The following is a 24,996-nucleotide window of genomic DNA, read 5'->3' as shown; positions in this document are numbered from 1 at the left end:
CCGCCGTATTTTCTGTTCTCTGTCTGGTCTTCAGCCGGCAGGCAATGGGGCTGTTTCTTTCCGGAAACTCTGCAGAGGCAGTCAGGAGCATGGGAGTGGGAGTTGATCTTCTAAGGATCAATGCTCCGTTCTTCGCACTGGTCAGTGTAAAGTTTGTATGCGACGGCATGCTTCGGGGCATGAGTGAAATGAAAGGATTTATGGCTTCCACATTTGTCGATTTGATCGCGAGGGTGACCCTTTCCTATGTGCTGTCCGTTCCTTTTGGGGCCGCAGGCATATGGGCTGCCTGGCCCGTCGGATGGGTGATAGGGACCGGCGTGTCGGTGTGGTTCGGGAAACGGGCTCAGAAAAAATATATATGAGCAGAAAAAAGACCGGGGCCACAGAGCCCCGGTCTTTTTAAAGTCTTTCCAGAAAGAGAATTTGTTTTTGAATAAATTTGACAGTGTCATCCACAGAGTATATTTCATCACTGTGTACGATGTATTTTAGAAAGTCCTTTATAGAAACAGCCAGGCTCTGCTCTGCTAAAGAAAAGGTTTTTTCTGTTTGGAACAGTACTGTATTTGATCTTGAGTCCGAAAAGATTCTAAAATTGTTGCTGAGCGCCATGCAGCCAGGCTTCAGCAGCAAAGGAGTGTGATGGGTGAGTTCCTGTTTTGAACACAATTTTTTAAGCGCAGAAATTGTATCCTCTCTTTTCATCGGATAAAACAACTCTTCAGAAAATCCGAACAGATATCCATTCTCAAAAAAATCTATGGTCCCCTTTTCAGTAAAAAAACTAAGAAAACTGGTTGAATTTTGTACCATGTATCTCATTTTCTCCGCATACGACAGGATGGAGTCCACAATAGATGTAAAATCAGATGTATCCTTTCTGACCATTTCTTTTAGTGCTCTGTCTGAATAATAAGGCAACAGAAACGGTGATGCCGAAAGTTCTGCAAATGAAGATTTTTTGGAAGCAGCAATTTCTTTAGGGCTGTCCGATACTATATTTACTTTGTACTCATGAAATATCAAATCTTCCGTGTGGAAAAACATTTCTTTAAAAATTGAAGTATAAAGCTTGTGCCGTTTCGGATTGGAGGAGACATCTGCCAAAGTATAATCAGCCGATAACGAAATTGTGCAGTCAGTAGTCAAAATAAAAAATGGCATGACATTCATATGGTTAATATGAGCAGGTATATCATCATAATAATATTTGACACGGTAAGAATCGGTACAAGACAGAAGAGGATACATTGCCCCTAGACTTTCCACATTGTAAGCTAACTTGCCAGCCTCGGAACCTGTCTGCAGACATACTATCTGGGTCATCTCCATTTTAGGGAAGCAAAGGCTTACAGAGGACAGAAGCTCCATCAGAAACTGGTAATCCGGCTGGGCAACGATCTGGATACATCCATTTTCTTTAGAGCACTCAGATTCAATTGCAGCCTTTACAATATGGTCAACTTCTGTCTTTCCGTAATACACAGAACTGCTGGGAATTTGATGCGCAAAGCTGCAGATCACAGACTCTCCTTCAGCGTTGGAAATAGATGAAAGAAACTTTTTTACAGCCTGATGCTGCAAAAAACGTTCTTCTCCAATGAAGGAAATTTTATAGGCATTCCAAAGATCTTCTTTCTCAGAAGGAGATAATCTGAGGGCATTGATCAGAGGGACCAAGAGATCTTTATTCCTCGGAAGACGTTCTCCTTTTTTGATTTTAGATATATAACTGACGTCAAGATCACTGACCGAGGATAAAAAAAGCAGTGTCAATCTGGTTTTTTTAATATAGTAAGACAGTTTTTCAGAAAATAATGACATTGCTTTTCTCCTTGTGTAATAAATTTTTTTCGTATGGTAACTATTATATAAAGAATTAAAAATGTTTCCAATTAAATGGGAAAAAATCCATGATATTAATAGATAAAAAAAGTGTCAAACAATATGGACATAAATTTAACTTGCTTAATTATTATGTACATATTTTTTTATTTTATGACTACTGTACTTCGGGCACAGTAGTCTTCTGCCGCAAAATTTGTAATATTAAACCGGGAACTTAATAAACTGATCAATATGATATAATGGAAAAGAGAGAATACAGGCGGTTGACTTAAGTGTGCGGGAGCAATACTTCCACAGAAACGCAAAGGAGGACTGAATATGATCTCAATTTATCATCAGGCAGAAGAATTAACCAGGCAAGTAATTGAAAGCTTTTATCATCAGGATTTAAATCTTTTAATCCAAAAACTTCATCCGGATGTAACGTGGATCGGAGCCGCGGACGGAGAGTGCATCAAAGGATATGAACAGGTTTGTGAATACATTAAAAATATTGATGTACCCAGATGTGATATTCTTAAAAAAGAATTTCAGGTAGTTGCAAACAGTGATGATATTTTTATTGTAGCAGGGTGGATGGAAGTTGCTGCTTCACAGGGAAGCAGTGAGGTATTGGGTGCAGTTCAGAGCATTTCTCTTATATGGAAGACAGAGGGGCAGAAAATTAAACTGCTTCATTTTCATGTATCAAATCCGATTGAATTCCATAAAAATAATAAATATTTTCCTCGCTCCATGGGAGCAAAGACATATGAATATGTTAGAAAACTGCTCAGCCAAAATCGGCGCCGTCTTATTGCCTGTGGGAAACATGATCAGACTTATGTTATAAGAAATATAGACATTGTGTATATAGAAGCAAAAAATACAGACAGTGTGATCCATTGTCTGAACAGGGATATTCTGTCCAGGGAATCTATATCCAATCTGGAGAAAAAAGTCGGAGAAGGTTTCATAAAAACACACAGAAGCTTTATTGTCAACAGCAGATATATTACCGGAATTAAGAGATACCAGTTGACGATCAGCCAGGGAATCGAACTTCCCATTCCTGAGAAAAAATACAGGAACATCAAAGAAAAGATTCTGTGTACAGTGAACCAGAGAGAAAACGAAATTTATATATAATATTTGGTTATTGACTTGTCCAGAGCAGTCATTGACAGAATATGATTGAAAATGTAACAAAACCCCGATATAGTAAAAGGCAAGAATTGCAGCAAAACCGCAGGGTCTTTTGAAAAACAGATGACATCGGGGGTTGAACAAGCATATACATGGCGGTAAAAATAAGAAGATCCTTCTATGCTGAGAGATCTTTTTGTTTATTTATGGCGGGGGTGATCATGTGGCAGAAGAACCAAAACTTAAGGCGGCACTCCAGACAGGGGTGCATATAGCAGGAGAGCCTTTCCGTTCATCGATTGTCTATGGAGAGGACGGGCTTTGTCTGGGTGCGGGATGGGAAAACGAAAATCATCACAAGCTGAGCCTGTCGGGTGTCACGGAAAGTCTGTCACTGGATCTTCCTGAATTTTTGAACTGGGAAATGGAGCTTAGAAGAGCAGGAGCCTTATACAAGGCAGGAAAACAAGAAATTTTAATGGAGATCAGCACTGCCGAAAACAGGAGACTTCTGTTTGCTGCCAAAATAAAAGAAGGAATTTACAGTCTCAGACTATATCCTGAAATCTACTGCAGGCTTCACAACCTGCCCGTGATGGGAAAATATTTGGGGGAGCAGGATCTGATCAAAGTCCGTTATATGCAGGCCTCATACCAGAAAGAAGGGGGATTCCGTGGACAGTGCCTTATAGAGGCCAGTTTTTCGGGAAGCGGGTACAAATTCGGAGATGAGGACGTTAAGCTTCCTCAGCAGGACATTGAAGAACACAAGTCTTTATCTCCGGCAGAAGAAAAGAAATCCGGCGTACACTGGATGGAGCTGAACAAAAAAATCGGCCCTTGTATTGTAAAAAAAATCGGAGGAGCGTTTCAGGACGGAACAATCCGGGTGTGTGTGGACGCAGGGCTGACGATCTCGGTACTGACGCTTGACTTCATGGAGCTTTCTCTGGGAATCAAGCCCGGTCCGAAATTTGATTTTCAGTTTGGGTTAAGAGGCATGGCAGTGACGGTGAAAAAACCTCCGCTGATGATCTCAGGAGGTTTGTATGTGGCTGAACCCGGACGGCTCTATAACGGGGAAGTTACAGTGGCGTTTGAGAAGTTCACTTTTTTAGCCCTTGGCTCTTACGGATTGACAGAACAGACAGACAAGCCTTCCTTTTTCATATATCTTATGCTGGACTACGCGTTCGGAGGACCTCCCTGTTTTTATATTACCGGATTATGTGCAGGATTTGGACTGAACCGGAAAATTAACATACCTCCTCTGTCCGGAGTTAAGGACTTTCCTTTTGTGGCAGCGGCCAGAGGCACGAGTAAAACTTTAAAGCCGGGAACAGGAGCTTCCGAGGCTCTGAATACTCTGAGTGACCATATAAAACCGTGTGAGGGCATGAACTTTCTGACGGCGGGGATTAAATTTACATCCTTTGGCATCGTAGAGTCGGTTGTGATCGTTAACGTGGAATTTGGGACGAAGTTTGAACTCTCCCTTCTGGGGACATCTGAGATCTCCCTTCCTCCCAAATGCAGCGATCCGGTTGTCTACGGATGCCTGAATCTGCGAGCGGTCTTCTCGCCAGGTGACGGGATTCTGCTGATCGAGGGAGCCATGTCAAATGACTCTTACCTGTTTTGCAGAGATGCCAGACTCACCGGAGGCTTTGCTTTTTATTCCTGGTTTAAGGGAGAGTATGCAGGAGATTTTGTGCTCTCTGTGGGAGGATACCACCCTCAGTTTCAGAGAGGCCATTATCCGGCGGTGGACCGGGTGGGGCTGAACTGGAAAATCAGTGATCATCTGGAACTGATCGGAGAAGCCTATTTTGCACTGACGCCAAACTGTCTGATGGCTGGGGGAAAACTGGAACTTAATTATCATATAGGAAAGCTTGCGGCCTGGTGTCATGCTTATGCAGACTTTCTGATCCAGTGGAAGCCGTTTCACTACGATATTTCCATAGGAGTGAGTGTGGGAGCGTCCTACCGCCTGGACCTTTTGTTTATTCATAAGACTTTTAAGATCGAACTGGGTGCGGACCTGCACTTATGGGGACCTGAATTTTCCGGAACCGCACATATAAAATGGTTTATCATCTCTTTTACTATAAAGTTCAATACAGGAAGCCCGAATCAGCCGCCAAGGCTTAACTGGAATCAGTTTTATACAGAATTTCTTCCGGACTTCAGCGGAGGTATAAAAGGTGAAGTTTCTTCCTCTGATATTAGTGAAAAGAGCAAAGAACCGCTGAAACTTGCAAGAATGAATCCTCAGGGAGGATATCTTGGAGAAAGGGAGAAAGGAGGGCTCAAATACCATTACATAAATGCGAGGCAGTTTCAGATGGAAATTGAGAGCGCCCTGCCGGTTGTGTCTGCACAGGTGAACAAAAAGGGTGAACAGCTTAAGGACCCGGGATATGGCATATACCCTATGGGGATTACGGGACTCCATGCTTCGCTGGACGTTCATCTTTACGGATATCACGCGGATGGAACGATGTCGGAGACAGCAGTGAATTACCGGCCCGTCTGTAAAAATGTTCCCAGGGCCCTGTGGAACAGCCGGCAGCCGGATATGAACCAGGACATGATAAAGGACGCATGCATGGGACTTTCTGTCTGGGGCGGGGAAAAGACCGGACATTTCATACCGCCGGACAAAGAAGGAAGACCGGCGTGGTACCGGCTGGCACAGCTCTTAAAAAATGAGGAGTACCGCTGTCCGGAGCATTTTATATGGGAGAAGACCAAAATTATAGAGGGAAAGGATTTTACGGGAGAAGAGATGGAGGATTCCATTGCAAAAAATGATAAGAGAAGTGAATGGCTCTTGGAATTGAATGAGTTTGGAGTCAGGGCGGAAGACCAGATCCATATGGATCATTTTGCAGCACATTTTAAAGAAGTCTTCTCGGCGCCGGTGGAAATGAGGAGTACGGGATGCAGGAGAGATAAAAATTAAGGGGGTCCGGCTATGGAAGTGAGCATGAGGTTTGCAGATGAAGACCTGCCTGAAATAAAGAGCGGGCTTTATGAGCTGGAAATAGGATTAAATACCGGGATCAGAGAAGACGGTACGGAAAAGCAGAGCAAAGAGACGATTCATCTGGTCGCTGCGGCAAAAAGATTTTCGATGGACCCCGGAGAGGTGTATTCTGTTTATCCGGCGGCAGGGAGCGAAGGGGAGTTTTCAAACTGTCTTCCCCATATTGTGTTCAGCCGGGGGACTCTGCCGTGGGAGTTCGGGTGCCGGGACGGAAGCCCGGGGCTGGCTGTATTCCTCTGTACGGAGGATGAGGGAGTGAAGAAGCGCGCGATGAAAACGGCAGAGGTTTGCTGTCAGAAAGAACAGGGTATTTTTGTTTCTGAACACCTGCGGTTACAGAACAGCGATGCCGAAACCGGGGATGAAACATGTGAGATTGTGGATATTCCCCTGAAATTATTCCGCCGGCTGTGCACAGATCCGGAAGAGAGAAAACTGCTCACCCATGTAAGGCAGGTGAAGCTTGATGATAAGGTCACAGATCCTCTGGTCAAAAACGGGACATTTTCCTGCCTGGTGTCCAACAGGTATCCGAAAGAGCCGGAGGAAAAGGGGGAAAAGACTGCTCATAAAGTTTATGTGGTTTCTCTGAAAGAGTATGAAGGGATCACCATTCCTGAAAATGCAGAATTTGTGCGTCTGATCTGTCTGTATACATGGGAGTTTGCAGTCACAAAGGAACCCTGTGATTTTCGGGCGGCTTTGAAGAGAATTTCTCCCGGCGTGCTGAAAAGGGCAGTGAACCCGGAAGGAAAGCCGGGGGAACTTTTGGATATTTTAAGCCGGGGGTACTGTCCGGTGAACCACGATGTCAGGGATGGAAGCAAAACGGTTTCCTGGTATCGGGGACCGTGGATTCCATACGGAGAGAAGCAGATGAAACCCAGATACCGGATATTCTCGGATGAATTTTATTTTTATGACCCCGACTGCGGAATGATGGATGTGAGTTATGCATGCGCATGGCAGCTGGGACGGATGGTATCCATGAATCATCTGACGGTGTGCAGAGAGCTGGTTTCCTGGAGACTGGATCACTGCTCGGAAGCGGCAAAGAACTTTCAGCAGAGCCAGCTTCTTGACCGGATTCCGGCAGAGGGAAAAGATGTGGGGGAACAGCTGATAAACGCATGCGTCCGGGCAGCGGGACAGCTGGCAGCCGGGAAAGGAGATGAGGACGATGGGACGATGGATTCAGGGGAATTGTGACCGGACCGGCTATTTTGAGGGGCTGGACACCGAAGAATTTCCGGAATCAGTGCTGGAAATGTTAAAAGAGGCAAGCCTGTTTTATCATGTGCCGGCAGCGTACCTGTTTCCGGTGCCGGATATGCTGAAAAAGGACAGCCTGAACTTTTTTCAGGTGGATCACAACTGGGTGCTGGCGATGCTGGACGGGATCTGCAGTGTGGGAAGGAATGCGTCCATCGATTATTCCCACGACACAGAACTGATTGTGGATATTTACCGTCAGGCATTAAGGGAAAATGAGCAGGTGCGCCTGAAACTCCAGGATAGAGAGTACATGGATACAGGAGAACAAGTCCCGGAAGTGATCAGTGGATTTTTGCTGAACTCCGTGTTAACAGAAAATTTTCGGGGATTGGAATTTCGGGCATATGACCAGCGGGAGGGAGGAGAACCTTTAAAGGCGCTTCGGATTGAAACTCTCGGGCGGCAGGTTCTTCTGGGAATTTTTAAGGGAGAAATACGGCGGCTTGAGATCGCGCAGCCTCCGGAGGGACTTCATTTTGGGTTCTTTACCGAAGACGGGATAATGAAGAAAACGGTCCGGGACATCGAAGAGGGAAAGCTGGGCGGCAGACAGGCAGAGCTTGTCTTGAAATCCAAAGAAAACAGGGTGATCGATGTAAAGGCCTCGGCGGCCAGACTGGAGGAAGCAGCAGGGCTTCAGAATATGACATCGGCGGAATTTGCCCTGGAGATGATACAAAACGCACAGACCGGAGTATTTACAATGGAGGAGGAACTTAAATGAGGATTTCAGATGATCTTGAAGAAATGCGTCTGCTCCCGATCCATGTGGAAGCCGCCGTGTTTGGCAGCGGAAATGTTCCCATAGCTAACATCAATGAAAATTACCGGAGTTTGCTGGCAGCGCCGACGGGAGATGACATGGAGAGCAAAACATTTACGGAGAAGAGCAGCACAGAGGAGCCCGGGGTACATCTGCATTTCATTCTTCCGGAGGAGTATACCCACGGAAGCCAGCAGGAGGAAGGCGGGGATATCGTCTATCCAGACCTTCCCAACCGGTGGACGGTGACAAGGATCGCGGTTTTGGAAAGCGAAGGAAAGGAACCGGTTTTGAGAAGAAAAAACTGGATTCTTGAGAGCGATCTTCTATCGGCGTTCCCAGACAGCGACAAACAGTACACGTCCATCGGATATGATGATCCCAAAAAGCCGTACCGGTTTCTGGGCAAAATGAGAGACTGGGACGGGGTGGTGACTTCTCCTGGAGAGCACTTTTCACATCTTTCGGCAGTGAGTACGGGGAAACCTCATTTCAGCGGATATTATCCGGAGTGTAAAAATGTCCTTGGCTGCTATGACAGTCTCTCTGATCTCAAGGTCAGAGAAGGGACGGAGGATTTTATAAGGCTCACTTACATCGTGTGCGGCTGGACGGAGAATGAGGACCCCAGAGATCATGCGGTGTGCCATGGAATTGTCACCGGAATCAAATGGACGGGTCCTTACGGCAGCTATGAGACAGGGATCCCAAGCGGCACCAATATACCCAATGTGGCGGTGGGGAATTCGCTGGAAGAGGCGGCAGCAGCCCTCGGAAGCTATTATCTGAAGCAGCCGGAGATGGAAAAAGTGCTGAAGCATTTGTTTTTCGGGACCCTGTCCGATTGGGAGAAACTTGACGGGGCTCTGGAGGGGGAGAAGAAGGTCAAACAGTACCAGTTCCGCCCGGAACCCTCCAGGCAAGAGATTAAAATTCAGAGAAAAGAAGCCGGTTGTTTTCGGGAAAGAGAGGAGATCCTTTATGAAATTTCCCGCAGCAGAAAACATCAGGAGGAATATGAGGAACAGATGAAAGAAAAACGGCAGGAGATCTATCTGCTCTGGCGAAAATACGCGATGGACCCCAAATTTCTTGAAAAGGCAAGGATCGGAATTTCACAGAGAATGGAAGCGGTTACTGGTCTGGAAAAGAAAAGGGAACATGAGGAATTCGTGGAGCAGGAGGCGGTAAAAAAACTCAGAGCTCTGCTTGGAGACGGGGAAGTGCTGATCGAAACGTCCGGAGAGAGGTACTGGAGGCCGAGAGACCTTACGTTCCTGCTGGAAGGGGCGGACCAGAGCAGCATCTATAAGCGGCTGGAAAAATATAAAATTGACAGTAAAATACCAGAGCGCAGGCGGAAAGATCTCATTTCCGAAGTCATAGTGAAGATTTCCGGAGTTACGGAGGGGGAAGAAGCCAGGATTTCAGGCGAACATCTTTTAGAGGGAACGGAGCGGATCAGAGAGCCGGTCATAGAACAGCTTGTACGGGAGGGGGTACTGACTGCCCGGGGCAGTATTTTCTACACGGCAGACAAGCTTCTTCGCCGGTATAAAAAACAGAGAGATACAAGGCTGATGTCTCATGCGGTCACGGCATATGAGGACTGTCTTAACAGACAAGAAAACCTATGCGGGGGGACATTGGCCAGCCCCATTGGAAATTATATCTGGTCTCCGGCGTGGAATCCCCTGATCCTTGAGTGGAGCATGAAGTATTATCCTGACCCGAAGATAAAAGAGGGGGCTTCAGGCCTTGAGAACTGGAGGCTTAGCGAGACGGATTTTGACTATGAAGGAGAAACCATCGGGGAGGAAGTCTTTGAGCCTTTCACCGGCAGATGTATTTTGTCGCCATATGGGTCTGACTATCTGTCAGGGATGTTCAAAAAATATGTCTCAGACGAGAAGTACAGGGATATAGGCAATAAGATGGCGGGAATGAAGATTTTGTCACAGAATCTGGACGGTTTTCATGACAAACTGATCACCAGAAAGGAGAGTGTGGTTGTGGCTCCGTGGATGAACCGGACGTTAGATCAGGAAATCACGGCACTGACTTCCCGGGCCGTTCAGGGGACAGAGCTTTACGAGGACCTGAATCAGTCGAAGAGAAACCAGAGAAAGCCGGAGGAGGCCTTTTATCCTATAAGGGCTGGTTTCGGAAAGATTGACCGGGTCCGGGTGATCGACAGCTTTGGGAGGGTGCTGAAGTACGATGTAGGGGATGTCATCGTGCCTGAGAACCTTCGTATGGGAAAGGAGAATCCTGCACCGAGGTTTCTGCTGAGACCGAGAATTCTGGCGCCTATGAGGATTCAAAGCCGCTGGATTATGGAGGAGACAGGTATAGGCGATGAACTGTCACCGGTTTTTGGATGGCTGTGGGTGAACCTTTTGGATTCCTGTCTGCACATCTATCATCCGGACGGCACCATGGCCGGAAGTATTCAAAATACCATAAGGATGGACGGCAGCGGCATGTATGAAATTTCTCTGAGAAATCCGCCTGGACAGACAAGAAAAGAAAAGGAGATTTTAGACGGGATGGGACCGAGACTCCGGGGATTTGCGGAAGGGCTTTTAGAAGCCGGCAGGAGAGAACCGTCCGCGCTGCCGGAATTTTTAAAGGCTCTCGATGACAGTATGTGGACAAGCAGATCCGGAGGGGGTACCGCCAAGGAGCAGATCCAGGCCGGCATGGGAAGGCCTCTGGCTCTGGCAGGAATCGAGATTGAGGTGGATGTGAAGGGCAGCAGTCCTGTGCCTATGATTTACGATGACAGTGAAAGGGCAGAGTCTCTCCTGGAACGGTTTTCGATCCCCCTCCGCATCGGAGATGAAGTCCGCCAGACAGACGGCACTGCAGGATTTTATCTGCACGGAGAGGGCGGCGGATTTTCTGTATTTCATCAGTGCCGGAGAGAGAAGGGAGCGAAGATCAGGACGGCATATCTGGATCAGAATACAACACTGAACATGAAAACCGCAAAAGACGCTTTGCCTGCAAGACTGACTGTTTTGTTTCATCCGGCAGGAAATATCAGCATGACGACGGGGCTGCTTCCGGTCAGGGAAATGAAGCTCAGTGAAGCATGGACAGAGCGGGCCATGGAGAACATTTATCTTACGTTATTTTACGGCCCTTTCCTGACGCCGCAAAGCCAGCTGCAGATGTTTCTTCCCAAAGCTATGGAAAAAGAATGGAGTTTTTTATCCTTTGAAAAACCGGGAATAAAAAATGAGGAACGGGACATCAAGCCTCCGTGGCTGGATACGGACCAGGAAGAAGAGTGGAAACAGATCAAAGAAGGCTGGCTGCTGCTGAAGGCCGGTGTGCAAGAAAAGGGGTGACTGTGGTGGAAGGAAAATTTACATTTGAGACTGTGGGAGAAAATAAATTGATTGTTTCTGACAGTCATATATCTCCGGTCAAAAACAAGCTGGAGATCAGGGTGAAATTTGATCAGGATGAAGAACCGCTGATCAGCCAGATTGAGTATGCGTTCCCGGCGGGAGCGAAAAGCACTGATTTTGCAGAAATGAAGAACCTCAGACAGATAGAATTCAAAATAGATGACTGGACTGTGGTGGATGTTTCAAAAGAAGAATTTATAGAGTTGAAAAAACAGAAAAAAAAGCGAAGCGGAAATGTGGGGTGGTATGCATGCAGGTTTGAGGAGGAAGAAACATTTACTTATGCTTTAACACCGGGCGAGGCGTGGACAATGAAAGATCAACAGATTATGGATTTGACCATGGAAAACGTGGTGACCACTGCCGTAGAAGGTACTGCTGCCATCCGGTGCACAGTCGGGATTCTTGCAGAAGATCCGCAGGAATATGGACTGGAAATAAAAAAAGAACAGGATCACACAGTGAAGGTTCAGGATTTTTATCCCGAGTCGGGATGTGCTCTGTCGGGAGAGCAGGTCAGGCTCAGCTGGTTTGTCCAAAACGCCCAAAAGCTGTTTTTGTATACCGGAGCGTCAAAGAAGGAAATCGATCCGGCAAAGAGCAGTGAGTTAGTGACTGTTTCTGATACGACGGAATATACGCTGGAAGCAGTTAACGGTGAGAAGAAGGATACAAGAAAAATTTCGATCCAGGTACTGCCGCTCTGCCTGAGACAGTTTTGGGCCGACTATGAGGAAGAAAAGATTAAGTGGGACGTATGCTGCGGGGATCGCATTAAAATAAACGGTATTTCCACAAGCTTTGCATCCGGGTCGGCGAATCTCAGTGAGTATACGCCGGGACGCCCTGTTGTTCTGACCGCAGAGGGAAAAAATACATCTGTGGAAAGTGCTGTTTACTATGGAACAGAGGATGAGAGAATGGATGTCGTACATTTCCAGAAGACCATTACATTTTATAAAGGCTTTCAAATTTTGGATGTGCTGTGGAAGCTTTATGAACTGAGAAGCAATAATACAGCCAAATCCATCCGCATTGTTTTTCAGGACCGTGAACGAAATGAACTTTACGACATAAAGGGAGGTGAGGATCTGGGTACGGAGGGAAGCTGGCAGCAGATCTTGACGGGGACAGACCCGGCAAGGGCCGGAGAGAATATTTTGGTGACGATGTATGTAGAAGGCTACGATGAAGGTACAGGAAAAGAGTATCAGATCACGATTTAAGAAAGGGGAATGCCATGGAAGTGAAGTTATTTAAGATAAACGGCACTGGCCCGGGTCAGACATACGAGGCGGCTGCAGGAGAACTTCTGAAGATTGAATGGGATTGTCCGGGCTGCGATTTCTGTATAATTTATCCATACAACTGGAAAGTTGACTGTAATGGAGAGATAGAAATCTATATTTATGAAACAATGACCGTAATTCTCAGAGCAGTTAAGGACAGGGAGAGTGTACAAAAAGAGATTACAGCCAAACTCAGCGGGGGAGAGGATGTTAAAGGAATTTCTGTGTCCCCTGCTGGTTCCGGTGAGGAGACGAAATTTGATTTTCAGCTGACCAAAACTGCTTTTGGGTATTTGGATCATGGAATCGGCAGAGTTGAGGGGCGTTCAGGAAGTTATGTGTTAAAGAACCAATACACCGTATACAGATACGATATTCTGACAGCCGGCGGAGAAACCGGATATAAAGAAAAAACGGTTAAGGCGGGAAGGTCGGATGCACCGGAAATCCAGAGGCTCAAATATGTGATGATGAAGAATGGAAATGAGCAAAAATATGAGCTATCGTGGAGGGTTGCGAACAATGATGGAAAGGACGTCATCATCGAGGCGTCGGATCACAAGACTACATTTGCCAAAAATGCTTCCGGGCGCGCTTCTTTTGCCAGGACAGGCGGAGAGACTGTAACACTTTCTGTCCGGTGCGATGCAGGAGAAAAGGGAAAGATTGAATTTGCGGACATCTATCCATTTGAATTGAAATAAGGAGGTTCATATGGCTTACGAAAGTATTACGATCGGTACGGAACAAGAGGTAAAAGAAGTATATCTGTTTCTCGTCAATGAGGATGGTTCGCCGGCTGAGATGGACCAGGACAGCAAGACCATTGCTTCTATCTGGAATGGCGAGGAGAAGCTCGTCGATGTAACCGCAGATACAAGGATAACGATTCCCGGATTCGGGACATGCTTTCAGCTGGAGCTTGCCACTACGCCTGCAGGAAACCATGAAGCGGATCGGTGGAGAAAAAGAAAAGAAGCGATAAAACTTTTTGTCAGGGAATTTGTTCCTATGCAGAAACATACAAAAAAACCGGCGGACGCTGACTTTGCAGTCAGTGGGAAACACTATACTGCCGGTGAATTCTCGGCAGAGATTCAGGGAGAAGGATCGGAGACGTATAAAATAAAAGGAAAACCGGGCGACCGAAGAAAATTTTATTTTTTCCGGAATGAGTACCACTCCGTTATCCGATGTGCCAATCAGATGACAATCGGGATCGGGAGAGATGATCTTACAAGTGAATTTTTACAGAAAGCACTTTGGGATCAGCGAAAATGGGATATGCCATGGATGAAAGACCTGTCGGAAGAACTTGCTGATCCGCTGGGGGCTGTCAGTCCCACGGCGGAGCAGAAATTTATGTACAGTTACGCCGGATCGATCTTTGACTGGTCAGTAAGACTTTATGTCAGGCAGCATCCGGATCACGAGCATTTTTCAGACTTTGACAGAAATCACGCAGATGAAAAAAACATGTGGGGTGTGCTTCCCAGGTCACCGGTATATAAGCTGGTGGATTATTTGAAAGTAAATGAAAAAAGTGTTTTTAACTTTCTCAGAAGCAGAAAATATAATGACGGAAACAGTCCTGAAGAAACGGCAGAGAATCGTATTTACACAGAACTCGCAGAGGAATTCTGGAATCTTTATGACAGCGGAGACGGGCTTTTTGCGGACTTTCTGCTCCGGGCCGGAGTGATCTCCAATACGGGTAATCAGTATTTGTTTGAATTTCGTACCGTCAGGACGAAAATTGAAAATATTTATGAGGACAGCAGTCAGTATATTTACAGAGGGTAAGAAAGGGGTATGTTATGCGGGAAATACAGACAGAACTTTTTAAGGGGAAAGAAAAAGAGATCCTCATCAGTATATTTGGAGGAGAGCAGAAATTAAAAGAGGAATACCCGGCATTGTATGAAGACATGAAAACGGCACAAAAGCAGGCCGGAAACCGGAAGGAAGAGGGAAGGACAAGTTCACAGGATGCCGATTTTGACGGATGGGAGGAATTTGAAAAATTAAAGCTGTTTTATGATCCAAAGAAAAAGATACTGACCGTAAATGGAAAGATCCATAAATCGGGCGGACCCGATTATTTGATTGCAAAGCTGAAAGTCTGGAATGGGCAGGGAAAAACATGGACTTTTTCTTATTCGGTACCACAGTGCAGTTTTCTTATGATCAAGGAAAATATACAGATGGAACAGGACGAACTGTCCGGAATACAGGCAGAAATCAATTATATGTTAAGGGTTCCTGACATCTGGAAGCCGGTTAAGGCAGGAAATATGAAGGGAACCGCGGTTATTGGTGCGGGTTTGGATATTATCGGGAAAGGCCAGGTTCTTCATCCGCAGCCCAAAGCCGGGAGATCCAAGATCAACATTGTTTATTTTCGTACAGATGCCATGGGTACATCGGACTACTTTTATGCCAACCCCGAGAGAAGGAACAGTAATTTTTGTGTTTATCTGCCGATTGCCGTGCAGTTTGAGCTGGACGCAGGAAAGCAGGCGGCCCAAGCTCCCAGAGTACAGGGAGATATTTATATTTACAGCGCCAGACATTCCACAGTGCAGTTTCAGAATTTTCAGCAGATTAAATTAATCCCCGCATCTCAGTGGTACAACATGTTTCCATATTATCCTCAGATATCGCAGAGCTTTACAAAAGGATATCTGTTAGTTCTGCCTCAGGCGTGGAACAGTTTTATCAGCCAGGGCGGCGTGGCAGGGGAAGATGATTTTTATTTATCTATGGATATAGAGTTTTCATGTACAGACGGGTATCGATATTCTTTGCAGATGGACAGCTATTTGGTTCCTAAAAAATATGAGGGAGGCAATGTTGTAGAGATCCCCTGTATGCACCTGCTCTGGGGCTGCCTTGAAAAAGAAGCTGTGATCAAAACAAGGGACCGGGGCAGTATACCGGTGTGCGATGTAAAGAGTGGGGATTATGTGGCTTCCGCCAAGGGAAATTATGAAAAGGTCAGCAATATTTATACTGGAAATGAAGAAATTTTGAAATATATAAAGGCTGGAGAAAAAACCATCATGATGACAATGGACCATCCGGTCATGACAAAGGAAGGATGGAAACAGGCAGGGAAACTCACTGGGTCAGAACAGATCTGTATGGATGGAGAACTGTACAGTCCGGTGGATGAGGTTTATGACGAGCCTTATTATGACCGGGTATATTCTTTGGAACTGGAAGATGGAGAAGGGTTTTTTGCCAATGGTTTTTATGTGGGAGACTTCGGAAAGCAAAACAGTATGGAGAAGCCGGAACCGAAGCTTTCACAGGATATCCTGAATGATTTAGAGAAGTTTAAAAATTTATCATAAAAGAGAAAGGAGAAACATTATGCCTGATCCAAAAGAACCAAGCGAGGTAGTACCAAAGGAACCGGAAATAGTTATGGAAGGAGGGACAGGGACCAATGTGGCGATTCCTGTACGCATCAATGCGGGAGTGAAATTTACGCTGCTGAAAAATCATTTTGTGGCGGCGCTTGAAAAAGATGGGGACGTCATGATGCTCCTGCTGGCGCCGACAGATTCTGCAGGCCAGGAGGGAATGACCATACAGGAGATGGTGGAAGAAGTCAGGAAATTGATGGGTGCCAAAGAAGGAGATAAAGAGGTTGCGGATATGGAGACTCAGCTGAACAGTACCGTGAACAGTATGAGCGATCCTAAGAAAGCAGGCGGCGGCTTTAATCCAATGTCTATCCGTATCTATGTACAGCAGGCGTTTTTGTATTACCGTTCTGCTAAAAAGGAGGATGGAACAGAGGAAAAAGAGCTGGAATATGCTTTCAGCCTGAAAGCGGATACTTCTAAGCTTCTTGGAAGTATAGACTTATTCACTCTCGATGAGATCTATTTTTCCGTGTGGAAGACAAACCGTAAAAAAGTCACAGACACGATGAACATGTTTATGATTGAAGACTTCTTGAAGGAGACGGCACAGGCCTGAGACTAAAAAGCCAGGTATGCCGCGTGAGTCAGAAAAAGCCTGCATATACAGGCTTTTTTTGCTTCTTATTTCTGGATTTTATTAGAATACTGGGCTTTTACTAAATATACACCGGCAATCACAATGGCAATTCCCGGGACTTCCCTTAGAGAAAGAACTTCGGAAAAAATAATATAAGAATAAAGTGAGGCGATGACCGGCTGGCATAAACATACAATCGAGGAAAGGTTCACACTGAGCTTTCCCTGGCAGTGGGCCAGCAGGTTATGTCCGATGACCTGAAGGCAGAGGGTCAGTCCCAATAGCGGCCAGAGCTGCTCTGTCCCATGGGGAATCTGGATGCCCTCTGTTAAAACTGAGGTGCCCCCCCAATGCAAGGGCGCTTCCGAACCCGCTTACAAACATGATGACACTGCTTTCGTATCTGTCTCTTAAACGATAGGAGATCAGGATAAAAACCGCATAGAAAAAAGAAGCACTAAAGGCGAGAAAATCTCCAAAATAGTTTGACCGGAGTGGGCTGATCTTTCCGCCCAATAAAACAAAGACTCCGATTAAGGTTACCGCAGCTCCTGCTAAAAATAACTTCGGTATCTTTTCCCGGAATAAAAAGTATGAGACCGGTATCACAGTAAAAGGCGTCAGATTTGTAAGTAAGTTTGCATTTGCTACGGATGTATAGCTGAAAGATAGGTTCCACAATGCTACATCACCGGCGAGGAAAACTCCGGCCAGAAATAAAATGAGTACATCCTTTTTGGTTAAAATTCGCAGGCCCCTGAACGCCAGAGGCAGCAGCAGAGGGAGTGAAAAAAGAACTCTGTAAAACCCGGTGCTGACAGGAGTCAGTGAGCTGAGTTTTACAAAATGCCTCCTGCTGCAAGGAATGCAACTGCTAAGAGCTCAAGCAGTACATATTTTGTTTCGTTGTTCCGTTTGATAATCTTCAAGAGTCTGTCCTCCGTCTGTGCAGGTTTCCTTTGTGTTTAAAACATGATACACTTACACTGGAACTATGAAAAGACCCACTATATACTAAAAAAATAGTACCACCGGGAGAGGGATTTCATGATTATTCTTGACAGAAAAAACAATGAACCTTTGTATATGCAGATTTATACACAAATAAAAGAGGAAATATTAAACGGCATTATCAAGGAAGGTCAGGTATTAACCGGCAGCAGGGGGTTAGCCGGAATACGGTAAACAGTGCTTATGGCCAGCTGGCCGCGGAGGGATATATCATACCGCAAAAAGGGATTGGATATACTGCCGCAAAGGTTCCGGAACTTACTGTCAGCAGGGAGAGACCGGTTCAGATCCGTTTAAAACAAGCGATGCCTGTGGAAAGAAAACAGCCTGACATTCTGTACGATTTGACAAACAGCAGTCAGACAAGCGATCTGTTTCCGAAGAGATTTTGGAAACTCTGTACGTTAGAATGCCTGGATATGCTGGAAAACGAGGCCAGAATATCATCCTGTCAGGATAAGCAGGGAGAATTATACCTGAGAAAAAATCTGCTGTCTTATCTGCAGCGGATCAGAGGTGTTACCTGTGACAAAGATCAAATCATTATCACATGTGGGATACAGCAGTCTTTAGACTATCTCTGCAGGCTGTTCCCGCCTGGAAGGCAGACGATTCTAATGGAGGAACCGGGATTTCATAAAGCGGCAGCGGTATTTTCTAATAACAATATAAATGTGCAGAAGGTTCCTGTGGATGAACATGGAATCGTAGTATCCAAACTTCCACGTGTGTCTGATGCCTGCGCCGTTTACTCAACTCCATCCCATCAGTTTCCAACCGGTGTCACCTTATCCGCCGGCCGCCGGTATGAACTTCTTGAATGGGCGCAGAAGAATGATGCCTTTATTATGGAAGATGACTTTGACAGCGAGTTTCGATATTACTCAAAACCTATTCCGGCGCTGCAGTCCATAGACAGAGATGACCGTGTCATCTACCTTGGAACATTTTCAAAAGCGCTTTCCCCTTCAGTGCGCATGGGATATATGATATTGCCTCCAAAGCTGCTGAAAGCTTATTTTCACAGGTTTGAAAATTACAACAGTACGGTTTCGCTCCTTAATCAGTATGTCATTGCACGTTTGATAGAAACGGGTCAATATGACCGCCATGTCAGGAGGATGAACCATATATTCCGCAGGCGGCTGGAACGTTTTTCAGAAGAATTAGCCGATGTAAAAGACAGGATTGAAATATCCGGCAACGGTACCGGGCAATATTTTCGTTTAAGGTTTGCCGCGCAGGCTGATCAAAATGAGTTAATCCGGAAAGCACTTGAGCATGGGGTAAAAGTGTATCCGACCATGGAGTTTTGGCAGGAAAAGGCTGCCTGTCCGCCCAATTCTCTGTTTTTAGGCTTTGCCAAAATTTCTTTAGAGGATATTCCTGATTGTGTGGAACGGCTGAGAGCAGCGTGGAAAGAATGGATTTAATGGCAGATTCCATCTTTGATCAAAAAATAAATATAAAATTGCTGGAATTATATTCATAAAAGGAATATAATATAACCATAATGTAATCAGTTTGTAATCAAAAGGAGAATGCTATGGCGGTAAAGGAAAAAGGTTGTTTTTATTGTGACCCGGACCATCAGGGGCGAAAGGATCTGATGATCGAAGTGGGGCAGATGAAGGAGGGGGTTTTATACCTGTTTAAAGATCAGGCTCATTTAGGACGCTGTGTAGTCGCAGTGCCGGAGCATAAGAGTGAGCTGTTTGACCTGGAACCAAAACAGAGACATGATTACATAGATGATGTAGCGGCAGCTGCAAGAGCTATAAAAAAACTCTGGGGATGTACAAAGATCAACTACGGCGCTTACGGGGACAAGCTGCCTCACCTGCATTTTCATCTGGTTCCCAAATATGAGGGCGGATTTGAGTTCGGAGGAGCTTTTGCCATTGGAAATGATGAACCAAAATTTCTCGCCGATGAAGAATATGAGACAATGATCGGTCAGCTTAAAAAGGAATTAAATATAAAATAATGAGTGATGCTGAACAGATTCCGGTGAAAGGGTTCTGTTCAGCTGTTTTATTTCATAGGAAAATTGAAGTGGTCCTGCCCGCGTTGTTCCGCCACAGGAAAGTTCGTGTGGGTACACGGGCTTGTAGGCAAAAGCCGAATCACTTATACTGGTAGATAGAAACTGCGAGGGAGGCGGGAATCTTATGCAGAAGTGTTATACTACCGGTGAATTTGCCAAAAGGGCGAAAGTGACCATCCGGACGATAAGGTATTATGATAAAAAAGGTATCTTACAGCCCAGCTTCCGCAATGATGCGGGATATAGGATGTATACTGATCAGGACTTTTTAAAACTCCAAAAGGTGCTGTCTTTAAAATATCTGGGATTTTCGCTGGAAGAGATCAAAAATATGACAATCAACGATGATGTATCAGATATTACAAAATCGCTTCAGATGCAGGCGGACTTGCTTCATAAAAAAGCAGAGCATTTGAAGCTGATGGAAGAAGCTTTGCGAAAGACGACAAAAATAATTGAAGAGACCAGCGAGGTAGACTGGAATGAGATTCTCGGCCTGATCCATATGACGAGTATGGAGCGGACTCTGGTAGAACACTATCAAAACTCCACAAACCTGGATATCAGAATCAGCCTGCATGACAGGTTTTCTGTAAATAAACAGGGGTGGTTTCCGTGGCTTTTTTCTCTTGTGGATTTCAAGGATGCGGATACAGTGCTTGAGGTCGGCTGCGGCAATGGACAGATGTGGAAAAATGAACAAACAAAAGAATTGTCAGGTATGAAAGTCATACTATCGGATATCTCGGAAGGGATGTTGTCTGATGCCCAAAAGAATCTTGGAGGGGTGAGGGGACCTGATTTTTTATTTCGGAGGTTTGACTGCCAGAACATACCGTTTTCTGATAAGACCATTGACCGGGTTATTGCCAATCATGTGCTGTTTTATGTTGGCAGTCTTCAAAAGGCACTAGAGGAAATATGCAGAGTGATGAAAGATGACGGGATTTTTTACTGCAGCGCTTATGGAAAAGAGCATATGAAGGAAGTCACGATGCTGGTCCAGGAGTTTGATCCGCGCATTAGTCTGTCGGAAGTAAATCTTTTTGATATGTTTGGCCTGGATGAAGGGGAAGCTGTTCTTAAAAGGTATTTTGCGGATGTGAAAAAGATAGAGTATGAGGATGCTTTAATCGTTACCGAGGCAGAGCCTCTGCTGGATTATATTCTTTCCTGTCATGGGAACCAGAATGAGATATTAAATAACCGCCAGATGGAATTTAAGAAGTTTCTGAAAAAGAAAATAGATACACAGGGACAAGTAAAAATTACAAAGCAGGCTGGTGTATTTGTGTCAAAGAAAGAGAAATGACAAGAAAATAGATGTAAATAAAAGGAAGATAGATGGTTTACAATAAGCCAAAATAATGTTATATTAAAGATAAAGAAAGGAGCAAACTGCCCACGTTGGTGGTTAGCCTCGAAGTTAAGAAATAAACCTACCTTGACTGGCCAAGTACAAAGGTAGGTTTATTTATGTTATAGGAAATTCCTGCGGAACCTCCTATAACATAAAAACGCTCCGCGGGTTGTGCACGGATGCGTAAGGAAATTATTTGCATTGGCAAATCGCATCCGGCACGCAAAGTTTAAAAGTTTCTCAAAAATGAGGGACTTTTAAACTTTGTTCCACTTGTTTTTCCTATCTATATAGCCAAGCAGTGCCAGGATGAACATTCCAAACGTTATCATTAAAGAATTGATTCTTGACCATTACGTTACGTCACCCACTACAATGACATTAACTGATAACGGACAAAGAGAAAGGGAATATTTATTATGAAAGGAATTATTTTAGCAGGCGGTTCCGGGACAAGGCTGTATCCGCTGACCATGGTGACGTCAAAGCAGCTGCTTCCGATCTATGACAAGCCGATGATCTACTATCCGATGTCTGTGCTCATGGACGCAGGCATCCGGGAGATTCTGATCATTTCCACTCCAGACGACACACCCCGGTTTGAGGCGCTTTTAGGAGACGGACACCAGTTTGGCATCGAGCTTTCCTATGCAGTTCAGCCTTCACCGGACGGGCTTGCACAGGCATTTATCATTGGAGAAGAATTTATCGGTGATGACAATGTGGCTATGGTTCTGGGGGACAATATTTTCCACGGGCACGGGCTCAGGAAACGGCTTCAGGCGGCGGCCAACAAAAAGAGCGGGGCAACGGTATTCGGCTATTATGTAGATGATCCGGAGCGGTTTGGCATCGTAGAGTTTGATTCTGACGGTAAAGCCATTTCCATAGAAGAGAAGCCGGAACATCCAAAGTCCAATTACTGTGTGACGGGACTGTATTTTTATGACAACAGGGTTGTAGAGTATGCAAAGAACCTTGCACCTTCGGACAGAGGTGAGCTAGAGATTACAGATTTGAATAAAATCTATCTGGAAAATGGAGAACTGGAAGTTACCCTGCTTGGACAGGGATTCACATGGCTGGACACGGGGACACATGAATCTCTCGTGGAGGCGACCAACTTTGTCAAAACAGTGGAGACACACCAGCACAGGAAGATTGCATGCCCGGAGGAGATTGCATATCTTCAGCACTGGATCACCAGGGACCAGCTGTTAAAAGACATTGAGCCTCTGAAAAAGAACCAGTACGGACAGTACCTCCTAGACGTTATGAATGGAAAGTATATAGACAAGTAAGACAGGAGAAAACATTTATGAAGATTTTAGTGACCGGCGGCGCCGGATTTATCGGAGGGAATTTTGTGCATCATATGGTGAACAAATACCCCAACGATGAGATTGTGAATCTGGACCTGCTCACCTATGCGGGGAATTTGGAAACATTAAAACCAGTTGAGGATAAACCGAACTACAAGTTTGTAAAAGGTGATATTGCAGATGAAGTATTTATCATGGACCTGTTTGAGAAAGAACAATTTGACATGGTCGTAAACTTTGCGGCGGAGAGCCATGTAGACCGCTCCATCACGGATCCCGGTATTTTTGTGACCACCAATGTGATGGGAACGAGAGTGCTTCTGGATGCCTCAAAAAAATATGGGGTAAAACGGTATCACCAGGTATCGACGGATGAAGTGTACGGGGATCTTCCTCTGGACCGTCCGGACTTATTTTTTACAGAGGATACACCTCTCCACACCTCCAGTCCATACAGCAGCTCCAAGGCCAGCGCAGATCTGTTTGTCCTGGCTTATTACCGCACATACGGACTGCCGGTGACGATTTCCAGGTGTTCCAACAACTATGGACCGTATCATTTCCCGGAAAAGCTGATTCCGCTTATTATAAGCAGGGCGCTGGCAGATGAGGAACTGCCGGTATACGGAAAAGGAGAGAATGTCAGAGACTGGCTCCATGTGTCTGATCACTGCGAAGCCATCGATCTGATCCTTCATAAAGGGAAGCCGGGAGAAGTCTACAATGTAGGCGGACACAACGAGCGCACAAATCTTGAGGTTGTGCAGACCATACTGAAAGCATTGGATAAGCCGGAAAGCCTGATCAAATTTGTGACAGACCGCCCGGGACATGATATGCGTTATGCTATCGATCCGGCAAAGATAGAGAAAGAGCTTGGATGGAAACCAAAGTATACATTTGATACGGGAATCCGTCAGACAATCGAATGGTATCTTAACAACAAAGAATGGTGGCAGAATATTTTGTCCGGTGAATATGCAAACTATTTTGAGAACCAATACGGAAAAAGGTTAGAACAGGAGTAAGGTATGAAGGCATTAGTCACAGGGGCAGCCGGACAGCTGGGCCATGACGTCATGGACGAACTGAAAAAGAGAGGCCATGAAGGGATCGGTGTGGATGTGCAGGAAATGGACGTCACAGATGCCGAAAAAGTACGGCAGGTGATAACGGCTGCAGATGTGGATGCGGTAATCCACTGTGCGGCTTACACTGCGGTGGATGCGGCAGAAGACAATGCAGAACTGTGCAGGAAGATCAATGCGGACGGCACTGAACATATAGCACGTGTATGCCGTGATCTGGATCTTAAGATGATGTACATCAGCACAGATTATGTATTTGACGGACAGGGAGAAAGACCGTGGGATCCGGATGATGAGAGGAATCCGCTGAACGTATATGGACAGACAAAGTATGAGGGAGAACTTGCCATTGAACAGAATCTGGACAAGTTTTTTATTGTGAGGATTGCCTGGGTGTTCGGAATGAACGGTAAAAATTTTATTAAGACAATGCTGAACCTGGCAAAAAATCATGACAGACTTACCGTGGTGAACGACCAGACCGGATCTCCTACTTATACTTATGATCTGGCAAGGCTTCTCGTGGATATGATAGAGACAGAGAAGTATGGAAGATATCACGCCACAAATGAAGGGATTTGCACTTGGTATGAATTTGCCTGTGAAATATTTAAGCAGGCGGGCATCGAAATCGAAGTAGCTCCGGTGGGCAGCGATGAGTATCCGGCAAAGGCAAAAAGACCGGAAAACAGCCGTATGAGTAAGGACAAACTGACACAAAACGGTTTTGAAAGGCTACCGGCATGGCAGGATGCTCTTGCCAGATATTTAAAAGAAATCGGGTATTAGGAGGAACAGATGGGAAAGATTAAGGTTACAAATTGTGAGATTGAAGGACTGCATATCATTGAGCCGGCAGTGTTCCCGGATGAACGGGGATATTTCATGGAGACATATAACCAAAAGGATTTTGAAGAGGCGGGGCTTGGCATGACCTTTGTACAGGATAATCAGTCTATGTCGGTAAAAGGAGTTTTAAGAGGGCTTCATTTTCAGAAGCAGTATCCGCAGGGAAAGCTGGTGCGCGTCGTTCGTGGTAAGGTATTTGATGTGGCGGTGGACCTGAGAAAAGACTCTCAAACTTACGGAAAGTGGTTTGGGGTAGAATTATCCGCAGAGAATAAAAAGCAGTTTTATATTCCGGAAGGATTTGCCCATGGCTTCCTCGTCCTCTCAGAGGAGGCAGAATTTTGTTATAAGTGTACAGACTTTTATCACCCTGGAGATGAAGGCGGGATCAAGTGGGATGATCCTGACATCGGCATTGAATGGCCATTTGAGGAGGGTACGGAATTGGTGATCTCAGAGAAAGACCAGAAATGGTCCGGATTAAAAGACACTTTTAAGTTTTAAAAGACATTTGTTATCATAGCGGTATAATAG

21 protein-coding genes and 1 pseudogene are annotated in these 24,996 nt (G+C 45.4%); 18 read left to right on the top strand and 4 right to left on the bottom strand.

The window, feature by feature from the left end; translation table 11 throughout:
* A pseudogene (locus QVP35_RS10135) lies at positions 1–365 on the top strand (polysaccharide biosynthesis C-terminal domain-containing protein); the annotation flags it as partial.
* A gap of 37 nt (positions 366–402) precedes the next feature.
* On the opposite strand, the gene QVP35_RS10130 reads toward QVP35_RS10135, so the two are convergent.
* On the bottom strand, positions 403–1,827 hold the full coding sequence (locus QVP35_RS10130; RefSeq protein WP_009290183.1) for a helix-turn-helix domain-containing protein: 1,425 nt from the start codon (positions 1,825–1,827) through the stop codon (positions 403–405).
* A 342-nt stretch (positions 1,828–2,169) separates the two neighbouring features.
* Here QVP35_RS10130 and QVP35_RS10125 point away from each other — a divergent pair, with 342 nt between their 5' ends.
* The 10 genes from QVP35_RS10125 (at position 2,170) to QVP35_RS10080 (ending at position 16,764) form a co-directional block, all read left to right on the top strand.
* A complete protein-coding gene (locus tag QVP35_RS10125; RefSeq protein WP_009290182.1) occupies positions 2,170–2,979 on the top strand; it encodes a LytTR family transcriptional regulator in 810 nt (269 codons plus the stop codon).
* Positions 2,980–3,199: 220 nt separating this feature from the next.
* Complete coding sequence (locus tag QVP35_RS10120; RefSeq protein ID WP_225103774.1) at positions 3,200–5,944, top strand: DUF6603 domain-containing protein; 2,745 nt, start codon at positions 3,200–3,202, stop codon at positions 5,942–5,944.
* A gap of 12 nt (positions 5,945–5,956) precedes the next feature.
* Entirely contained in the window at positions 5,957–7,237 is a 1,281-nt protein-coding gene (locus QVP35_RS10115) for a hypothetical protein (protein ID WP_009290180.1), read from the top strand.
* Positions 7,209–8,027 carry a hypothetical protein gene (locus QVP35_RS10110; protein ID WP_009290179.1) on the top strand — a complete coding sequence of 273 codons (819 nt, stop codon included), beginning with the start codon at positions 7,209–7,211 and terminating at the stop codon, positions 8,025–8,027. The genes QVP35_RS10115 and QVP35_RS10110 overlap by 29 nt, the downstream gene beginning before the upstream one ends.
* Positions 8,024–11,422, top strand: coding sequence for a hypothetical protein (locus tag QVP35_RS10105; protein WP_022261116.1), 3,399 nt, complete (start codon positions 8,024–8,026; stop codon positions 11,420–11,422). Before QVP35_RS10110 ends, QVP35_RS10105 begins: the two co-directional genes overlap by 4 nt.
* Entirely contained in the window at positions 11,362–12,711 is a 1,350-nt protein-coding gene (locus tag QVP35_RS10100) for a hypothetical protein (RefSeq protein ID WP_022261115.1), read from the top strand. The genes QVP35_RS10105 and QVP35_RS10100 overlap by 61 nt, the downstream gene beginning before the upstream one ends.
* Before the next feature lie 14 nt (positions 12,712–12,725).
* Entirely contained in the window at positions 12,726–13,478 is a 753-nt protein-coding gene (locus tag QVP35_RS10095) for a hypothetical protein (protein WP_009290174.1), read from the top strand.
* A gap of 10 nt (positions 13,479–13,488) precedes the next feature.
* Positions 13,489–14,577: a hypothetical protein gene (locus QVP35_RS10090; protein ID WP_009290173.1), complete on the top strand. Its 1,089-nt coding sequence runs from the start codon at positions 13,489–13,491 to the stop codon at positions 14,575–14,577.
* Between the two features lie 14 nt (positions 14,578–14,591).
* Positions 14,592–16,130 (top strand): Hint domain-containing protein, encoded by a 1,539-nt coding sequence (locus QVP35_RS10085; protein WP_009290172.1) that lies wholly within the window; start codon positions 14,592–14,594, stop codon positions 16,128–16,130.
* Positions 16,131–16,149: 19 nt separating this feature from the next.
* Entirely contained in the window at positions 16,150–16,764 is a 615-nt protein-coding gene (locus QVP35_RS10080; protein WP_009290171.1) for a hypothetical protein, read from the top strand.
* Positions 16,765–16,829: 65 nt separating this feature from the next.
* Here QVP35_RS10080 and QVP35_RS10075 read toward each other — a convergent pair whose 3' ends face one another.
* Positions 16,830–17,141: a DMT family transporter gene (locus QVP35_RS10075; protein ID WP_227040696.1), complete on the bottom strand. Its 312-nt coding sequence runs from the start codon at positions 17,139–17,141 to the stop codon at positions 16,830–16,832.
* The gene (locus QVP35_RS16730) at positions 17,029–17,613 is read right to left on the bottom strand and encodes a DMT family transporter (RefSeq protein ID WP_227081669.1); all 585 of its coding nucleotides are present in this window, start codon (positions 17,611–17,613) and stop codon (positions 17,029–17,031) included. Before QVP35_RS16730 ends, QVP35_RS10075 begins: the two co-directional genes overlap by 113 nt.
* A gap of 290 nt (positions 17,614–17,903) precedes the next feature.
* On the opposite strand from QVP35_RS16730, the gene pdxR reads away from it, so the two are divergent.
* From pdxR to QVP35_RS10060, 3 genes are all read left to right on the top strand, one after another.
* Complete coding sequence (gene pdxR, locus QVP35_RS10070) at positions 17,904–19,229, top strand: MocR-like pyridoxine biosynthesis transcription factor PdxR (RefSeq protein ID WP_442852526.1); 1,326 nt, start codon at positions 17,904–17,906, stop codon at positions 19,227–19,229.
* 113 nt (positions 19,230–19,342) lie between these two features.
* Positions 19,343–19,783, top strand: a complete 441-nt coding sequence (locus QVP35_RS10065; protein WP_006568202.1) for an HIT family protein — start codon at positions 19,343–19,345, stop codon at positions 19,781–19,783.
* A 184-nt stretch (positions 19,784–19,967) separates the two neighbouring features.
* Positions 19,968–21,155, top strand: coding sequence for a MerR family transcriptional regulator (locus QVP35_RS10060; protein WP_009290167.1), 1,188 nt, complete (start codon positions 19,968–19,970; stop codon positions 21,153–21,155).
* A gap of 305 nt (positions 21,156–21,460) precedes the next feature.
* Here the strand turns inward: QVP35_RS10060 and QVP35_RS16725 are convergent, their stop codons facing one another.
* Complete coding sequence (locus QVP35_RS16725) at positions 21,461–21,547, bottom strand: putative holin-like toxin (RefSeq protein ID WP_353307804.1); 87 nt, start codon at positions 21,545–21,547, stop codon at positions 21,461–21,463.
* Positions 21,548–21,622: 75 nt separating this feature from the next.
* On the opposite strand from QVP35_RS16725, the gene rfbA reads away from it, so the two are divergent.
* From rfbA to rfbC, 4 genes are read left to right on the top strand one after another with little or no spacing between them, the layout of a single operon-like run.
* Positions 21,623–22,504, top strand: coding sequence for a glucose-1-phosphate thymidylyltransferase RfbA (rfbA, locus tag QVP35_RS10055; protein ID WP_009290166.1), 882 nt, complete (start codon positions 21,623–21,625; stop codon positions 22,502–22,504).
* Between the two features lie 17 nt (positions 22,505–22,521).
* Positions 22,522–23,553, top strand: a complete 1,032-nt coding sequence (gene rfbB, locus QVP35_RS10050) for a dTDP-glucose 4,6-dehydratase (protein WP_022261113.1) — start codon at positions 22,522–22,524, stop codon at positions 23,551–23,553.
* 3 nt (positions 23,554–23,556) lie between these two features.
* On the top strand, positions 23,557–24,402 hold the full coding sequence (gene rfbD / locus QVP35_RS10045; RefSeq protein ID WP_009290164.1) for a dTDP-4-dehydrorhamnose reductase: 846 nt from the start codon (positions 23,557–23,559) through the stop codon (positions 24,400–24,402).
* Positions 24,403–24,411: 9 nt separating this feature from the next.
* Positions 24,412–24,966, top strand: coding sequence for a dTDP-4-dehydrorhamnose 3,5-epimerase (rfbC, locus tag QVP35_RS10040; RefSeq protein ID WP_006568207.1), 555 nt, complete (start codon positions 24,412–24,414; stop codon positions 24,964–24,966).
* The last annotated feature ends 30 nt before the right edge of the window (positions 24,967–24,996 follow it).

It is taken from the genome of Anaerostipes sp. CAG:276, from assembly GCF_000432215.1.
Classification (GTDB): Bacteria; Bacillota; Clostridia; order Lachnospirales; family Lachnospiraceae; genus Anaerostipes; species Anaerostipes caccae.
Note: the sequence above shows the minus strand (reverse complement) of the source record. Positions and strands in the feature narration are given on the sequence as shown.

Coding starts and splice junctions, on each gene's coding strand:
- QVP35_RS10130 (WP_009290183.1), bottom strand. CDS start 1,827: ATGTCATTATTTTCTGAAAAACTGTCTTACTATATTAAAAAAACCAGA.
- QVP35_RS10125 (WP_009290182.1), top strand. CDS start 2,170: ATGATCTCAATTTATCATCAGGCAGAAGAATTAACCAGGCAAGTAATT.
- QVP35_RS10115 (WP_009290180.1), top strand. CDS start 5,957: ATGGAAGTGAGCATGAGGTTTGCAGATGAAGACCTGCCTGAAATAAAG.
- QVP35_RS10110 (WP_009290179.1), top strand. CDS start 7,209: ATGGGACGATGGATTCAGGGGAATTGTGACCGGACCGGCTATTTTGAG.
- QVP35_RS10105 (WP_022261116.1), top strand. CDS start 8,024: ATGAGGATTTCAGATGATCTTGAAGAAATGCGTCTGCTCCCGATCCAT.
- QVP35_RS10095 (WP_009290174.1), top strand. CDS start 12,726: ATGGAAGTGAAGTTATTTAAGATAAACGGCACTGGCCCGGGTCAGACA.
- QVP35_RS10090 (WP_009290173.1), top strand. CDS start 13,489: ATGGCTTACGAAAGTATTACGATCGGTACGGAACAAGAGGTAAAAGAA.
- QVP35_RS10085 (WP_009290172.1), top strand. CDS start 14,592: ATGCGGGAAATACAGACAGAACTTTTTAAGGGGAAAGAAAAAGAGATC.
- QVP35_RS10080 (WP_009290171.1), top strand. CDS start 16,150: ATGCCTGATCCAAAAGAACCAAGCGAGGTAGTACCAAAGGAACCGGAA.
- QVP35_RS10065 (WP_006568202.1), top strand. CDS start 19,343: ATGGCGGTAAAGGAAAAAGGTTGTTTTTATTGTGACCCGGACCATCAG.
- QVP35_RS10060 (WP_009290167.1), top strand. CDS start 19,968: ATGCAGAAGTGTTATACTACCGGTGAATTTGCCAAAAGGGCGAAAGTG.
- rfbA (WP_009290166.1), top strand. CDS start 21,623: ATGAAAGGAATTATTTTAGCAGGCGGTTCCGGGACAAGGCTGTATCCG.
- rfbB (WP_022261113.1), top strand. CDS start 22,522: ATGAAGATTTTAGTGACCGGCGGCGCCGGATTTATCGGAGGGAATTTT.
- rfbD (WP_009290164.1), top strand. CDS start 23,557: ATGAAGGCATTAGTCACAGGGGCAGCCGGACAGCTGGGCCATGACGTC.
- rfbC (WP_006568207.1), top strand. CDS start 24,412: ATGGGAAAGATTAAGGTTACAAATTGTGAGATTGAAGGACTGCATATC.